The sequence below is a fragment of the Photobacterium sp. Alg240-V54 genome (genome assembly GCF_900537155.1).
Classification (GTDB): Bacteria; Pseudomonadota; Gammaproteobacteria; order Enterobacterales; family Vibrionaceae; genus Photobacterium.
Genome location: NZ_UNRL01000001.1, coordinates 43271 through 57791 on the forward strand (window position 1 = coordinate 43271; position 14521 = coordinate 57791).

At 38.2% G+C, this 14521-nt stretch carries 15 protein-coding genes; 2 read left to right on the forward strand and 13 right to left on the reverse strand.

Annotated features, from left to right (window positions below):
* Positions 1 to 72 precede the first annotated feature (72 nt).
* On the reverse strand, positions 73 to 468 hold the full coding sequence (locus tag G6R09_RS00250) for a VOC family protein (RefSeq protein ID WP_065167518.1): 396 nt from the start codon (positions 466 to 468) through the stop codon (positions 73 to 75).
* Between the two features lie 148 nt (positions 469 to 616).
* Here G6R09_RS00250 and G6R09_RS00255 point away from each other — a divergent pair, with 148 nt between their 5' ends.
* The gene (locus G6R09_RS00255) at positions 617 to 2287 is read left to right on the forward strand and encodes a DUF2813 domain-containing protein (protein WP_065167519.1); all 1671 of its coding nucleotides are present in this window, start codon (positions 617 to 619) and stop codon (positions 2285 to 2287) included.
* A gap of 171 nt (positions 2288 to 2458) precedes the next feature.
* Positions 2459 to 3454 carry a sensor domain-containing diguanylate cyclase gene (locus G6R09_RS00260; RefSeq protein ID WP_065167520.1) on the forward strand — a complete coding sequence of 332 codons (996 nt, stop codon included), beginning with the start codon at positions 2459 to 2461 and terminating at the stop codon, positions 3452 to 3454.
* Positions 3455 to 3491: 37 nt separating this feature from the next.
* Here the strand turns inward: G6R09_RS00260 and G6R09_RS00265 are convergent, their stop codons facing one another.
* The 12 genes from G6R09_RS00265 to rlmF form a co-directional block, all read right to left on the reverse strand.
* The gene (locus G6R09_RS00265) at positions 3492 to 4061 is read right to left on the reverse strand and encodes a DUF3833 domain-containing protein (protein ID WP_306440003.1); all 570 of its coding nucleotides are present in this window, start codon (positions 4059 to 4061) and stop codon (positions 3492 to 3494) included.
* 72 nt (positions 4062 to 4133) lie between these two features.
* Entirely contained in the window at positions 4134 to 4631 is a 498-nt protein-coding gene (locus G6R09_RS00270) for a chalcone isomerase family protein (RefSeq protein ID WP_065167521.1), read from the reverse strand.
* Positions 4628 to 5143, reverse strand: coding sequence for a DUF2878 family protein (locus tag G6R09_RS00275; protein ID WP_065167522.1), 516 nt, complete (start codon positions 5141 to 5143; stop codon positions 4628 to 4630). The genes G6R09_RS00270 and G6R09_RS00275 overlap by 4 nt, the downstream gene beginning before the upstream one ends.
* A 2-nt stretch (positions 5144 to 5145) precedes the next feature.
* The gene (locus G6R09_RS00280) at positions 5146 to 6381 is read right to left on the reverse strand and encodes a cyclopropane-fatty-acyl-phospholipid synthase family protein (protein ID WP_065167523.1); all 1236 of its coding nucleotides are present in this window, start codon (positions 6379 to 6381) and stop codon (positions 5146 to 5148) included.
* A gap of 14 nt (positions 6382 to 6395) precedes the next feature.
* Complete coding sequence (locus tag G6R09_RS00285; RefSeq protein ID WP_065167524.1) at positions 6396 to 7214, reverse strand: DUF1365 domain-containing protein; 819 nt, start codon at positions 7212 to 7214, stop codon at positions 6396 to 6398.
* Entirely contained in the window at positions 7201 to 8544 is a 1344-nt protein-coding gene (locus tag G6R09_RS00290; RefSeq protein ID WP_163919967.1) for an NAD(P)/FAD-dependent oxidoreductase, read from the reverse strand. Before G6R09_RS00290 ends, G6R09_RS00285 begins: the two co-directional genes overlap by 14 nt.
* Positions 8541 to 9287 (reverse strand): SDR family NAD(P)-dependent oxidoreductase, encoded by a 747-nt coding sequence (locus tag G6R09_RS00295; protein WP_065167525.1) that lies wholly within the window; start codon positions 9285 to 9287, stop codon positions 8541 to 8543. Before G6R09_RS00295 ends, G6R09_RS00290 begins: the two co-directional genes overlap by 4 nt.
* Entirely contained in the window at positions 9284 to 9721 is a 438-nt protein-coding gene (locus G6R09_RS00300; protein WP_065176445.1) for a nuclear transport factor 2 family protein, read from the reverse strand. Before G6R09_RS00300 ends, G6R09_RS00295 begins: the two co-directional genes overlap by 4 nt.
* Before the next feature lie 26 nt (positions 9722 to 9747).
* A complete protein-coding gene (phrB, locus tag G6R09_RS00305; RefSeq protein ID WP_163920984.1) occupies positions 9748 to 11235 on the reverse strand; it encodes a deoxyribodipyrimidine photo-lyase in 1488 nt (495 codons plus the stop codon).
* Positions 11236 to 11283: 48 nt separating this feature from the next.
* Positions 11284 to 12081, reverse strand: a complete 798-nt coding sequence (locus G6R09_RS00310; protein ID WP_065167528.1) for a MerR family transcriptional regulator — start codon at positions 12079 to 12081, stop codon at positions 11284 to 11286.
* Positions 12082 to 12128: 47 nt separating this feature from the next.
* Positions 12129 to 13076: a 2-thiouracil desulfurase family protein gene (locus G6R09_RS00315; RefSeq protein WP_065167529.1), complete on the reverse strand. Its 948-nt coding sequence runs from the start codon at positions 13074 to 13076 to the stop codon at positions 12129 to 12131.
* Between the two features lie 216 nt (positions 13077 to 13292).
* Positions 13293 to 14315, reverse strand: coding sequence for a 23S rRNA (adenine(1618)-N(6))-methyltransferase RlmF (rlmF, locus tag G6R09_RS00320; protein WP_065176448.1), 1023 nt, complete (start codon positions 14313 to 14315; stop codon positions 13293 to 13295).
* Positions 14316 to 14521: the final 206 nt, after the last annotated feature.

A 14521-nucleotide genomic window follows, 5' to 3' on the forward strand; every position in this document is an offset into this window, starting at 1 on the left:
AATCGCTGAGCGAATAACCGCTTAATACCTTTCGACTAATTTTTACTCACTCAGCAATGCCTCTATTATTAATTATTGGTAACGGCCATGACGCTGTAAAAATTCAATTTTGTAGCCATCAGGATCTTGAACAAAGAAAAATTTAGCCAATAACACCCCCTCACGATAAAACTCTTTAATCTCTGCAGGGTTATAATTAAGCGCTAATAATTTTTGATATTCTGCTTCAAGATCATCAACAGCGACAGCAATATGCCCGTAACCCGTACCATGAGTGTACGCTTCTGTTGTGCCTTCATTCCACGTTAATTCAAGTTCCATATCATTTTCATTATTACGCAGATACACTAAGCTAAAACCATCAAAATCAAGTCGCTCGGCAATTTCTAAATCTAACGCTTGCTTATAAAATGCTAATGACGCATCAAGGTCAATAACACGAATCATAGCGTGAATCATTTTAGCCATTGGATCATCCTTTATAATTGTTTTCGTTAAATATTCAGCATCGATATAGTAACTTTTTTAATTTGAAGATTGTATCAATAATGTGAGCGAAACGATCCCTTTCTTATGCTTGCTGCGCTATGTTTTAAAGAAACAATAAGGAAAAACCATGCATTTAGAGCACATTGAAATTGCTGGATTTCGAGGTATTAAACGGCTATCACTCTCATTTAATCAATTAACCGTACTTATCGGAGAAAACGCATGGGGCAAATCATCACTGCTTGACGCATTAAGTTTAGTGCTATCACCCACTGCAGAATTTTACGAAATGAAATTCTCAGATTTTCACGTCGATCATGCTATTGGTTATCAACGTGCTTCTTCTCTACAAATAGTATTACGCTGGCATGAAGATTATCAAGGTGAATATCGTGCCCGCCGCTACCGTGCCTTTGAGCCATTTTGGGTTGAACAAAATAATCTCAAGCATATTTATATACAAATCGATAGCCACATCGAAAACGATAAGATCATTACTCATCGTCACTTTTTACATGCCGACGGTCAGGTGATTGAACATCCAGATACCAATAAGTTTTTACGGCAACTGATGGTGTTACACCCAATCGTTAGAATTCGAGATGCGCGCCATTTAGAATATAGTAATACCTATAGCGTGCCCCACAATAGCTTAGCAATGCCACCAGCAAAGGATCGTGAATCTACTCGTATTCAACGTCGGCTTGATAATACTTGCCGTCGCCTAATGACCCAACCTGGCCATGTTAGTAGCGCCGAAATCAAAAGTAGCATTAATACATTACGCTCATTAGTTGATCATTACTTTGCTTTCGCGCCGCACTCACGCAGTAAAGCCCAGCCTCAATCTTATTATCCCCTGCACAATCAACATGATGATCACAATACCAACCCTTTTGATCAACTGATACAACCTAAAATGACCAAACAAGCAAAACTGCTATTAATGGGGTTGCTGAATGAATATATTCGTGCGCGAGGTACAGTCGATCTTAAACGTATTTCTCGGCCTATTATGATCTTAGAAGATCCTGAAGGACGGTTACACCCTATCATGCTCCATCAAGCGTGGGCATTTATCCAAAATATGCCGATGCAAAAGATATTAACCACTAATAGTCCAGAGTTATTAAGTGTCGTTCCACTTGGTGACATTAAACGCTTACAACGTACGCCACAAAAAACCATTGTGCATGGAATTAATAATGGCGAGTTAAATAAAGATGATATTCGTAAAGTAACCTTTCATGTCCGTATGCATCGCCCCAGTGCGTTTTATGCTCGAGTATGGTTATTGGTCGAAGGAGAAACTGAAGTTTGGCTATTTAATGAAATGGCGCATTTAACTGGATATAACCTTGCAGCTGAAGGTATTCATGTGATTGAGTTTGCTCAAAGTGGACTAAAGCCATTGATTAAACTCGCCCGTTTATTAGGTATTGAATGGCACCTTGTCGCTGATGGTGATCCTGCTGGTCGAAAATATGCTGATAAAGTCAGGCTGTTATTAAATGATGACAGTGAACGAGAACGCTTAACCGTATTACCCGCTAAAGATATCGAGCACTTCTTATTTAAAAAAGGTTATGAGCCCTTATTTCGCCAACTTGCCAATATTTCAGAAAATGATCACATGCCTATTCGAAAAATCATCTATCGCGCGTTAAAAAAACACGCTAAACCAGATATTGCACTTGCTATTGTAAAATATACTCAAGAATCAGAGTCAGATAAAATGCCGTTATTAATTCGGTGGGTGTTAAAACGAGTGATAATAATGGCAAGAGGTATAATTTAAATGAATATATTTATTTTTTAAATTAGAAATAATATAAAAAAAACATTATAAGTCACTTATTAAAACCAATAATTAACAAACAATGCTTCTATTATTTTAAATAATTAGTATAGTGTATCAGTAGAAAGCAACTTAGTTTTAACGTTTCACATATACTATTAGGAATACCATATGTCCGGTGCATTAATTACAGCATACCGTTCGTTTAATAAAATATTAAAACATTTACCCGTAGAAGGCTCACTAGCTGAAATGTTATTACGTGTTATTGAACTAACAGAGACGACCTTTAATGACCGACAAACATCAATTCTACTTTTTGATAAAAACAAAAATAAGTTCATGCCGTTTAATAATAACAACAGTAATCAAACATGTTGTGAAAGGTTTATGATCAACCCCGCTAAAATTCATTTTGAAAGCGTTTGTTCAAAAAAGAAAATAATAATATCTGAACACATAACCACCAGCAATGAATACCGAAAGTATTATAGTCTAAAAACAATTAATCATTTAAACTCTTGCTATGGATTACCAATTATATCTTCAAAAAATAAAGTCTTAGGAATTATTTACTCGCATTGCTCACAGAATTCCATGCTCAGCGATGATGAATATGAGTTACTTGAAATGGCAGCGACAGTATGCTCAATTGCAATTGAAAATGACATTAAACAACAAGAACTTAACCACATAGCATCGTATGACAGTTTAACTAACATTTGGAACAGGCGTGCTTTTTATCGACATATAAATAAAGCAATTAAAAATATAAAACTTAAAAATGAATATATCGCTATTTTCTACATAGACATCAACAACTTTAAAAAAATAAATGACCAATATGGGCATCGCTTTGGTGATCGTGTTTTAAAAAAATATGCTTCTAAATTACAAAATTTGACGAATGATAAAACGGGTGTCGCACGTTTAGGTGGTGATGAATTTATTATCTACAGTGAGGTTAATACACAAATAGAAGCTGACATAAAAAAAACGCTAATATTATCTCAACTAAGCCACATAGAAATTGATGATATTATAATTACAGCATCGATTGGCACCTATTACATTCACGCCAGTAATATTAAAGATATAAATATTGACTGTATGATTAATCAAGCAGATATGAGTATGTATAAAGAAAAGCATTTATTGCATTCATAATAATTATTTATAATAAAAACCATTTAAATTACGCTCATCACTTTTGAAAAAATAACGTTACTGTTCCAACAGTAAAACCCCATTTTGTCATTTTAGCTATATTAAATAACTGGTTATTATTTTGATAGAACATCCAGTCATCAAAATTAATATGATATGTTGAACCATTGACATCCATTGCTAAGACATATTGCCAATTAAGTGCATTACCTTTTTCATAACCCACAGCTTCACCAATAACGTCGTCAGCGGTACCAAGGTAATGCCCGTCTGCTTGCTTGGTGATTATCCAGATTCGTTGTTGCGTTTGATTATCATCAAAAACAAAGTCTTCGGTAAGAACGAGTTGATTGCCAGTAATAACCCCATTGAGTTCAACATTAAATCGGCGTATTTGTTGACCTTTATAATCTTGAACCATTCCCCATGCCTGAGTTTTACCTTCAAAAAAGTGAAACAACTCAAACTTAGGTTCAGCATTTTGATAGTCATCAATCGAAGTTGTGCAGCCATTTAATAACAATATCAGCCAGCCCATCAGTAACCTAGATAAGAAGGGAAACATTTTTTGGTTGCTATGAGTGATGTGAGTACGATGAATATACATAGTATCTCCCTTTGCTGTTTTATTAACGTTTGTTGTTTTAATAATAAGTAGTAATTTGAAGAGTGCTAGCCATTATTGGCCAATAAGTTGTAACCGTAATTTAGGGTATTCAGTATCCGTCGATAACCAGATACTGATAAACGCATTGCTTAACGCTTTTGAAAGTGGTTTTCCCAATGGTTTGCCATGTTGATAAAATCGTCCTTCGGTCACGTTGGTGACAAAGACTAATCTATCGCCCTTTTTTACACTCGGCCATTGCTGTGCCAGCTGTCTCAACCATTGCTGTCGCTGGTGTGGTGTAAAACCTAAATGTTGCCATTGGTCATCGGTTGCTTTTAACAGATCTTGTTTATCAATATCACGCAAATAACGAATAATCAGTGCTAAATCATTTCTATCATTGGCGATATATTTGCCCGTTGGGGTTTTAAGTTGCGCGGTATATATCTTCCACCAGCCCCATGTTAATGTTGATTCACCCACGGTTGGCCATGTAAACCATGACGAAGCCTGTGCTGGTAAACTCACCGTCATCATTAATACCAGTAGTATCGAATATGTCTTCATCTGGTCCTCCTTTGGGTCATTCGATGTAATAACCACCATAAATAGCTACTGTATCCCCCCCAGACGACGACTATAGCGATGAAAGTAATGCCTTCACCATATGGCCATATAACAGCCTCTAAGGCTAATCCTGTCCAGTAGCTTAATGCGCCACCTAGGCTGCCACCAATGATCACCCACAATAGTGGCAACCTTTGAATTTGGTTACGCATGATCCATACCATAGAGGTAAAACCTAACCACAATAAGATTAACCATAGCGGTATGACCGTACTAAAAGGAGCAAACAATGGATCCGTCGGCAATGGAAACTGCATAACCCCTAATTTAAACAAGATATAGTCGCCACAAATCCCCACCGCGCTTGCTATTAAAGCAAAGGTAAAACTACGGTGGTAAAACAGCCAGCAACCAATTAAGAGTGATATCAAAATACCGATATACTGATATTGCCCCCATACTGCTAACAGCCAGAACAGATTAAAACTAAGTCCTATCACTACATATTTCATGATTAGCGCCACTGGGGACGACTAGCCAATAATTGAACAGTACTAATGGTTCGCTCTAAGAATCCACCTTCGCAATAACAGAAATAATAACGCCACATGCGCATAAAACGTTCGTCATAGCCGTATTGACTGAGTGCTTCACTATTACGATTAAACGCCACATGCCAATCAGCAAGGGTTTTTGCGTAATCTATACCGATATCTTTAATATCACGAGTAACAAAGTCACTGTGAAAGGTTAAGTGTGATTGTAAGACACTAATTGACGGTAAAAATCCACCAGGAAAGATATGCTTTTGAATAAAATCAACATCTTTACTGTAACTTTCATAGCGTTGATCGGCGATGGTGATTGCTTGAATAGCGAATAACCCATTGGGTTTCAATAATGATTGGCATTTTTTGATATAGGTAGGCAAGTACTGCTTACCGACAGCTTCAATCATTTCAATCGATACTAATTTGTCGTATTGGCCGGTTAAATCACGATAGTCTTGCAGTAATAAAGTGATCTTATCCTCTAAGCCTGCTTGTTTTACTTTCTCTTGCGCCCATTGGTATTGCTGTTGAGATATGGTGGTCGTGGTAACATGGCAACCATAATGCTGAGCCGCATAAATTGCCATCCCTCCCCAGCCTGTGCCTATTTCTAATAAGTGATCTTGCTCGGTAAGTTGTAATTGTTGACACAATCGTGCCATTTTGTTGATTTGCGCCTGAGCTAGCGTATCGGAATCAGATAAATACACTCCCGCAGAATAGAGCATATTGTCATCGAGAAAGTGACGATATAAATCATTACCCAAGTCATAATGTGCTGAAATATTATCTTTGGCATTTTGATGGTTATTTCGATGCGAAAAGTGGCTTAATTGCTTTGCTAGTTTGGTTATCCAACCGACTTTCGCTTCAATTTTATCAAGCGTTGTCAGATTTCGAGCCAAAATACGCACCACATTGGTTAAATTAGGGCTATCCCACCAGCCATCAATATACGCTTCACCCGCACCAATACTGCCATCAGTTAATAAGCGTTTATAAAAGTGAGGATTAATCACTGTAAGACTCGCTTGTAAACTGGCTTGCTTATCACCAAAGAAATGGGTATCTCCGTCATGCTCAGACAGCGTTAAACCAACATTTGATAATTGCTTCAATAGGGTAAAGATAATGCGTCGTGACCGCTCATGGTTTAATAACTGAGTTGATGTTACTGGCTCTAATTCACTTCTAAGCATAGTATCTTCCTTTACTATTTATGGTGTTGATTAGGATGATCGTAAATCGGTGCGCCCTTGCGCCACAGTTTAAACGCTTGCCAATATATGCCGACCATGACTTTGATGGTCATAATGGGCGTTATTAACAACTGCCGTAATAAAGTTTTAGTGGTAAAGGGCTGTTTCTGCATTGCTAACGTAGCATCAAAGGTTTTAGTTGTGACAGCGTCATTAAGATGGCTTTTTTCGTCAAGGTCATTTTCACACTCTCGACGAATGCTATCTTTTTTTGTATGAACCTCTAGGTGGATATTAACAATGCTATCAGGTAGAGAAAGCTGCCATACATAGTCTTGATCCATTGGATTAAACGGTGAAACATGAAACGCTTTATCATCAATATAATGCTTATGTGACCAATATTGCTTGGCTGGTATCGCATAATAATGACGCTGATTCCAAGGCGTATTACTCACTTCTGCGAGTACATATTGCCAAACACCTTGCTGATCAAAAACGTAATACATATTTAATGGGCTAAAATACAATCCACAATATCGCAAATGACACAACATGCTGACCTTGCCAGTAATACGCTTTCCCGTCAGTTGGTGAATTTTATCGGTTACCGCTTGGTTAATATCATCAGCACCGGCGATATAATCTTGGCGACGAAACCGAGCAAAATGGAACCATTGGCGTCCAAAACCCATTACACTGTCACAAATAGTGTCAATTTCATCAACATCGAGATACACCATAAACATCGAATAGCGAAAACGATGTAATACCGGTGTAAAACGACGATGACGCACATCGCCACTATAAATACCACTATTAGTAATGCGCATAATCTTGGCCACTATTACCTATCGTCTTGATTGATTCATTACTGTCAGTAACATGCTTTAATACTGAATGACGAATAGGATCGGTATGTGTAATCGCTTCAATGACATCAAGTGCACTTCTTACACCATCTTCATGAAAACCGTTATACCAATAAGCACCACAGAACCAGGTGTTATTGATGCCATTAATTAACTGTCGCTGTTGTTGAGCATTAATACTGGCACGATTAAACATTGGGTGCGCATAGGTGAATTTACGTAAAATCTTATTGGGATCGATATTTTGGGTTTGATTTAAAGTGACGCAAAATGTTTCAGGTGCGTCGATACCTTGTAAAATGTTCATGTTATAGGTCAAGGCTGGCAATTGCTGCTGTGAGTCACCATTGATGAGCGGTAAATGATAATTCCATGCCGCCCATGCTGCTTTAGCATCTGGCAAAATACTGTCATCGGTGTGTAGCACCACTTCGTTATCTTGATACGCCATTGCAGATAATAGCTGCTGTTCATCATCACTACTGTCAGCCAGTAGCGCTAGTGCTTGATCACTGTGACATGCAAAAATCACATGATCAAACACTCTCACCGTATCGTTAACGGTAATATAAACCTGCTCATTTAAACGACTGACATGCTGTACTGGCGAGTTTAATTGAATCAGATTACCTATTTGTAGCTGCATGCGTTTTACATATTCACGAGACCCACCAGGGATCACATACCACTGTGGCCGATTCACAATATCTAGCAGGCCATGATTTAGGAAAAATCGTAAAAAGAAATCTAACGGTATATTACGAATATCTTCTAATGAAGATGACCAGATAGCCGCCCCCATTGGTAAGATATAATTATCGGTAAAATAATCACTAAGCTGATGCTGGTGTAAAAAATCCCCAAGTGTTTGTTGCTCTATCGCAGTATTAGCTGTTTGTTTTGCGAGTCGATTAAATTTGGTAATTTCATATAAGAAGTGAAAAAACTGCGGCTTAAATAGATTCTTTTTTTGAGCAAATAGCGATGCGACATCATGACCATTATATTCCAACCCGTTATTATCATTATGAACACTAAAACTCATCTCACTGGCTTGACCTTCAATTTCAAGTTCTTTTAATAACTGTTCAAAATTGGGATAAGTACGATCATTAAAGACAATAAATCCGGTATCAATCGCATATTGACCACTATTAACTTCAACATCGACGGTCGCTGTATGTCCACCAGCATAATCATTGGCTTCAAACACAATAATATCGTGTTGATGACGTAAATACCAAGCAGAGGTTAACCCTGAGATACCTGATCCTATAATGGCTATTTTCATGATGCTTTCCTTGTCATCTGTTGAATAATTACCCGTTGAGCAGCGATAGGTAATAAGGCAATTGCTTTGAGTAATAAAGTGAATTTTTTGGGAAAATGTATTTCTGCTTGTTGGTTAAGAATACCATGACGTATTTTGTCTGAGGCGTATTCGCAACTAACAATCATTGGCATTGGGAAATCATTTTTATTGGTTAGCGGTGTCGCAACAAACCCTGGATTAACTAAGGTAACAGCTTTTACTTTTTGTTTTAAATCAATTGCTAAACCATTTGAAAAATATGAAAGTGCAGCTTTTGAAGCACCGTATGCTTCGGCGCGAGGCAAAGCGGTATACGCTGCTGATGAGCTGATAAATACCAGATGCGTTGCCGCAGTAAACCGATCTTGTATCGCCTCTAAACAATGAAGAATGCCAAAAAAGTTGACCTCAAATACACGCTTAAATAAATCACTATCAATCACACCATCATCGATATATTCACATGTCCCTGCATTTAAAATAATCAGCTCTGGCAAAACATCTAATTGTGATAACACCTGCTGAGTTTGGTTTGCATCAGTGACATCAAATATCAATGGCGTGATATTTCCTACGGCTGTAGGTGCAACCTCCATAACTAACTGCTGTAGTCGTTGTTGGTTTTGGCCGCAGGCATATACTTGCCAACCTTGATTGGCATAATCCAGAGCTAATTGCTGACCAATCCCCGAACTAGCACCAGTAATAAGTACTGTTTTCATTGGCCTAACCTCGCTTTAATGTGTTTGATAACACCACCAATGACAGGTAGCCCTTCGTATAACATCGCACCTAAATCAAAAAAATCACGATGATAAATAATCTGTTGCTGCGCAATGGTTAGTTGAGTACATCCTGTTAATATTCGCGGTTTTCCTTGTTGTAATCGTGGATGTGAAAAGGTCATTGTCCATTGTAGAAAAGCATGCTCATTTTCAACAACAGCCTGATTAATTACAAAAGTACAGCTATTAATGTTGCAATACAGCGCCTTAAAATATTGCTGTAGTGCGTCAATACCGGCGATATGATGTGCAGGATCTTCAAATACAATATCAGGATGATAGACACTATCAAGCAGCGCTAAATTGTGCTTATTTAGCTGACTATAAACCTCAATAAAGGTATTAATTACCGTATTATTTGTGGTCACCATAATAATGTCCTTGTTATTGTATTGACTTACAGCTGATGTTGATTGTCATGCCATGTTTTGGCTTGCTTATAACTATCAATGGCCAATAATCGCATTTGCTTGTGATCAACAATTGGTAATGGGTAATCAACACCCCCAAAGCCCGACCATAATGAAGGCGCATGAATATATTTATCAGGAACCGATTCTAGCTCTGGTATCCATTGACGAATAAAATCACCGTCGGCATCAAAACGTTCACTCTGAGTGGTGGGATTAAAAATACGAAAATACGGTTGCGCATCAGTCCCTGTCGATGCCGCCCATTGCCAACCACCATTATTGGATGCTAATTCACCATCAATAAGTTGCTGCATAAACCACTGCTCACCGATACGCCAATCGCATAGCATGTCTTTTACTAAAAAGCTGGCACTGATCATCCTTAAACGATTGTGCATCCACCCCGTTGCCGCAAGTTGTCGCATCGCAGCATCGACAATCGGATAACCGGTTTGTCCTTGCTGCCATGCTCGCACATGATCACTATTTTCTAACCACTGAATATTATGGGTATATAGCTGAAATGGCTGGTGTTTACTTAAACGATCACAACTATCAAGTAAATGGTTATAAAACTCACGCCATACCACTTCACTGAGCCATACAAAAGCGCCATTATGGCTATTTATTTCGACGCACTGCGGCTGTGTTTCAATTAAAGCCGCTAAACACTGACGCGCAGATAATGCACCGATAGCCAAATAAGGAGAAAGGCAGCTGGTGCCATCGGTAGCAGGAAAATCTCGTTGTTGCTGATAATATTCCGCTTTGGTTTCACAAAACATTTGCAGCCGTTGTTGAATAGCTTGTTCATCAACAGGCCATAATAAGCTGTCTTGTTTACTGTAGTTAAAGGGTTGAAAAGAAGCGTTATCGTCAAGATTATCGTTGATTAAATTCAAGCAATGCTGACTAAACGTTACCTTGTCACTATTTGTAGTCGGTTGATAATTATGTTGTAAAAACTGTTTTAGCCATGCAGTACGAAATGGCGTAAACACTTTGTACATTTGCTGTTGCAGCGTTACTACTTGACCTGGCGGTACAACACAATAATCATCACTGCAGTACCAGTGTTTATTGTCGGTAATTAAAGCTTGCTCAACAGCGAGATCACGTTGTTTTTCATTCCATCCATGCTGACGATTGCAATAAACTGCGCTAATTTGATGCTGCTGACACAACTGTATAATAGCCTCAGGTACGGTAGAAAAATCGTTACACTCAAGTATTAACAACGGAATATTAATATCGTTAAGCTGTTGTTTAACAACTTTTAATCGTCGTTCAATAAGATCAACTTGTCGACCTGAAATATGATGCTGATACCACTGCATAGGCGTTGAGATATAAATCGCAATCACGGGTAAACCTGATGCGATAGCGCAATTTAAGGCTGTATTATCATTAATGCGTAAATCAGCTCGTAGCCATAGCAGCGCATGGTTTGTTGATTGAGGCTCAGAATTCATCATTATCCCCTTGTTAATGCTACTTTACCGCGCTTTAAACTTACTTGGTTACTGTCCATGAATAGTTTTAATACTGCCGACAAAATGTAATTTCACTGCTGTTTCTTGAGTGATCATTTCAATATCTGCTAATTGACGGCGACTTAATTTTGTCTCGCCCACCACCACTAAATGCTGAATGCCCCGCTCACGAACAAACGCTGAAATACCCGTTAAGCGACCCGATAGATTATCTATAATAGTGACACCGTCACCTTTATAACACCAAGCTAGTGCGTGTTGCCAAATGTGATGATTATTATGCTTATCAAAACTAAGCAATAAACAATTGAGTTTTTTTTCATTATTAACTTTAGCTATAATATTTATAAAACATATAGTTAGAGTTGTTGACCATAGACTTTTTTGAATGGCAGATAACGGATTGTCTTGATGCTCAATAACCAGATTAACTTCGGCTAATAATCGTTGTTCAATGACTTTATAAGGATAAATTTTCAATGCTTCATTGATCAATCGCTCTAATTTAAACCCATTAAGGTCTTGGATTGCCGTCAGTATTTCAGCGGTAATATCTAAGGCTTGTTGTGGCTCTGGCATCGAATCGCAATTACCGGCTAATAACGGTTTCACTTTACCAATAGAAACACCTTTGGATAACCAATCAAGAATTAACTGAATTTTAGCAATATCTGCTTGAGTATATAGACGGTGGCCTTTCGGTGTTCGTTGAGGCACCAGTAATCCATAACGGCGCTGCCATGCTCTTAATGTTACCGAGTTAACCCCTGTAATTTCAGATACCTCACTGATTGCAAACAATTGATTTTCAGTAAGATGACTCATAAAACCCCTTAGTATTAATGATTAAGCATCTATAATAATTAATGTTTTTATAACGAGTAACGCAACTTCAGACTTTCGGGATAAAGCTCTAGATAGGTTTGATCGGCCAAATAACTATCTGGATGTACTTTTAAATGGTGATTAATCAAGGTTAATGGTGCTATTAACGGTAAATTTCCTTCGCGATAACGCATAATCACATCACGCAGTTCCGCTTTTTGTGGTTTGTCTAAATCTCGCTTAAAGTAACCCTGAATATGCATTAATACGTTGGTATTATTTTTACGGCTGGCTCTTTGTTTTAATGCCGTCATAAATAACAGACGGTATTCAACAAAGAATTCATTCAAGTCATCCCACTGATGAATATCAGAAACAAAACGGCCTAAATCACGATAAGCTTGCGGATCATGTGCCATCAGACACAATTTATAACGTGAGTGAAATTTAATAATACTATCGCGGGTAACTCCATCAGCTACCGAGCGGTATAAATCATCTAACGCGTAAATGCGGAAAATAAAGTTCTCGCGTAATACTGGATCTTGTAAACGACCATCTTCTTCAATCGGTAACCACGGCATTTTATTCATTAACCGTTGTGTAAAAATACCAACAGAGCCACCCGGCACTGTATTACCATTGTCTAGGTATAATTTAACCCGCTCCATGCCACAAGTTGGCGACTTGGCACACACAATGTACCCACGCAGATCGTCAAAGCTCGGTAATTGATTATCAGTAAATGCGATCATTTTATCTGTGTAATCAATACTATTATCTTTACTATCAACAAGACGAACATCAATGGTGTTATCAAGTAAACGAATAACTGGACGCGGTATCGTCATTCCAATACCGACCTCAGGACACACAGGTTTGAAGTCAAAATGTTCACTTAATTCTTCATCAGCAAAACGATTTCGTTTATGTCCACCGTCAAAGCGAACTTTCTGCCCTAAAACACAAGCACTAATACCAACTGGAATTCCCATGCTGCCTCCAAATCACACTCTAAAGTTGTACAATTGTTAAATATTGTACAATAAATGTAGCGAAGATATTTACGTTGTACAACTTTTTTTTTTGTACAACCTAGTAATGGGTTTATCAATAAGGTGTGTACAAATCGCAGCCATAAAAAAAGCGACCATGATGGTCGCTTTAAAGAAATGTATGTAGTGATTACAAAGTTACACAATATTAGGCTGTTACGCCCAACGTTCTGCTTGCCACTCTGCTTGCTGTTCTTCGTTTAAGAATGTCCACGCCACAACACGTGAGATTTTCTGTCCTTGTGACATTTCAATGGTCTTTACTTGGAATGCGCTGACTTTTTCAAGCTGCTTATAGATAACACCAAGATTTTCTTTCTTAGAAACCAGTGTTGTGAACCAGAAACACTGTGTCGCTTTAGTTGCACTTTGGTTGATCATCTTTTTAATGAAGCCAACTTCACCACCTGTGCACCACAATTCAGCCTTTTGACCACCAAAGTTAAGCACTGGCGTTGTTGACTCAGATTTGGCATTAACTGCCGAAAGCTTATTACTACGACCATGAGCTTGACGCTTTTTATTTGAGTTAGTCGCAAGGTTACGTACTTTGCGCTCAGATCCCGCCATCGCTTCCGCTTCTGAACCGTGGAATGGTGGATTACACATGGTGAAATCAAATACTTCTTCATCGTTGATCATATCAGTAAAGATATTATCAACATTATCTTGAAGACGGATCTGAATCGCACCCTTTAAGCTCTTATTATTGGCCGCTATAAATTTCGCTGATTTAACCGCTAATTTATCGATTTCTGAGCCAACAAACTGCCAGCCATATACACGATGGCCAATAATAGGATAAACACAGTTAGCGCCGATACCGATATCTAAACCACGAACACCTTTGCCTTGTGGAACAGCACCGCCATTAGATTGTGCCAATAAATCAGCAATGTAATGAATATAATCAGCACGACCAGGGATCGGTGGGCACAAAAAGCCTGCAGGAATATCCCAGTAATCGACTTGATAAAAATGCTTTAGCAGCGCTTTATTTAACGCTTTTACTGCGAGAGGATCAGAGAAGTTTACGGAAAGATCACCATAAGCATTTTCACTAACATATTGTGCCAACTCAGGTGTTGATTGGGTTAGTGTCGCAAAATCATAACGCGCACGGTGTGGGTTACGTGGATGTAGGCCTTGTTTAGGCTGTGCGGCTTTCTTTTGGGTCATCTTTGCTACTCGCAGGAATCAAATACAATTGAGCGCAGCATTGTACATGCTAAATCCAGATAACCTTAGCACCTTAATAGCCAAATGCGCGAAAAACACACAATTGATACTAAAAACTGATCGCTTAGTGTTAAAAACTCACTGCATCAACCAATAAACGACCTGTTGTAATATCTATTATTGTTAAAGAAGCACTTATACTTAAA

Coding starts and splice junctions, on each gene's coding strand:
- G6R09_RS00255 (WP_065167519.1), top strand. CDS start 617: ATGCATTTAGAGCACATTGAAATTGCTGGATTTCGAGGTATTAAACGG.
- G6R09_RS00290 (WP_163919967.1), bottom strand. CDS start 8,544: ATGAAAATAGCCATTATAGGATCAGGTATCTCAGGGTTAACCTCTGCT.
- G6R09_RS00315 (WP_065167529.1), bottom strand. CDS start 13,076: ATGGGAATTCCAGTTGGTATTAGTGCTTGTGTTTTAGGGCAGAAAGTT.
- G6R09_RS00275 (WP_065167522.1), bottom strand. CDS start 5,143: ATGAAATATGTAGTGATAGGACTTAGTTTTAATCTGTTCTGGCTGTTA.
- rlmF (WP_065176448.1), bottom strand. CDS start 14,315: ATGACCCAAAAGAAAGCCGCACAGCCTAAACAAGGCCTACATCCACGT.
- G6R09_RS00310 (WP_065167528.1), bottom strand. CDS start 12,081: ATGAGTCATCTTACTGAAAATCAATTGTTTGCAATCAGTGAGGTATCT.
- G6R09_RS00300 (WP_065176445.1), bottom strand. CDS start 9,721: ATGGTGACCACAAATAATACGGTAATTAATACCTTTATTGAGGTTTAT.
- G6R09_RS00265 (WP_306440003.1), bottom strand. CDS start 4,061: ATGTATATTCATCGTACTCACATCACTCATAGCAACCAAAAAATGTTT.
- G6R09_RS00295 (WP_065167525.1), bottom strand. CDS start 9,287: ATGAAAACAGTACTTATTACTGGTGCTAGTTCGGGGATTGGTCAGCAA.
- G6R09_RS00280 (WP_065167523.1), bottom strand. CDS start 6,381: ATGCTTAGAAGTGAATTAGAGCCAGTAACATCAACTCAGTTATTAAAC.
- G6R09_RS00250 (WP_065167518.1), bottom strand. CDS start 468: ATGGCTAAAATGATTCACGCTATGATTCGTGTTATTGACCTTGATGCG.
- G6R09_RS00270 (WP_065167521.1), bottom strand. CDS start 4,631: ATGAAGACATATTCGATACTACTGGTATTAATGATGACGGTGAGTTTA.
- G6R09_RS00260 (WP_065167520.1), top strand. CDS start 2,459: ATGTCCGGTGCATTAATTACAGCATACCGTTCGTTTAATAAAATATTA.
- phrB (WP_163920984.1), bottom strand. CDS start 11,235: ATGAATTCTGAGCCTCAATCAACAAACCATGCGCTGCTATGGCTACGA.
- G6R09_RS00285 (WP_065167524.1), bottom strand. CDS start 7,214: ATGCGCATTACTAATAGTGGTATTTATAGTGGCGATGTGCGTCATCGT.